Origin of the sequence: Xenorhabdus sp. PB62.4 (assembly GCF_014467285.1) — a bacterium.
Lineage (GTDB): Bacteria > Pseudomonadota > Gammaproteobacteria > Enterobacterales > Enterobacteriaceae > Xenorhabdus.
The window spans coordinates 1-926 of the sequence record NZ_NKHR01000094.1 but is presented as its reverse complement, the minus strand read 5'-3'; the positions used below and the strand labels follow the sequence as shown (position 1 = coordinate 926).

The 926-nt window shown below is 37.4% G+C and carries 1 pseudogene; it reads right to left on the bottom strand.

Features of this window, described 5'->3' with window-relative positions:
• A pseudogene (locus Xenpb_RS19350) lies at positions 1-907 on the bottom strand (toxin); the annotation flags it as partial.
• Positions 908-926: the final 19 nt, after the last annotated feature.

Here is a 926-nt window from a genome sequence, read left to right as displayed (position 1 = left end):
TACTGAGGATCGTATCGATTCCGGTTGTGGCACGCTCCACTAACTGACGGGCAAACAAGGTATTGAGGCGGATACGGTAAACGCCCCACTGCATATATTGGGCGCCATTGTCATTATGGTACAAGGTCAGAGCGCTATCCGTACTGACTTTGCGAGTTACCGGGATGCTGAAACTTTCCCAACCTAGTTTGCGACCATCTTCTGCAACGGCGGTGAAAATAATATCAATGCTGGCTGTATTATTGATAAAGTTCAGATCTGAGATATCTGCATCGATTTCAAGTTGATTAAACTGATACAACATCTCTTCAAAACTGGGAGCAGGTTGAGAGGAGACATATTGATCTGCGGTAAAAATGTGTTCTTTTCTACCGATTTTTACGGTGACTTGAACTTTTTTAGGGGAAATTGCGGTGTAGATAGGTACTGGTTGCTTAAATAGAGTGTAGCTTTTAACAGGATACTTATCATTAACTATTAAAATTTCTTCATGAAAGTCAAGTATTTTTGCCTCTGAATCTATAATGTAATCATAGCCAATATTTACATTCTCTTTTTTAAAAAGAAAATAATTCTCTTTTTCATCAAGGATTGCTGCCTCTATATAATCTGAGTAATAAGCTAGATCCTGATGGAAAAGTATTCTTCCTTCATAGGAGGGTTCGCTAATATTTATTTTAAATTGATATATTAGGGAAAAAACTGGCTTATCGAAAACACTTTCCTGTTTGGTATAAACAAGAAATCCATCACCTATTTTCCCATATTTTTTCATTAGATTGCATTGATGGCGTGTGTTGCCTTCATGCCCATTATGAATAATTCTTAGCTTTGGCGTGATATGAATTTTAAAACCATTTGATACCACTTGATAATCAATAGCCGGAATGTTTCCACCGAATACCATACTGAGATGGTAATCCCCC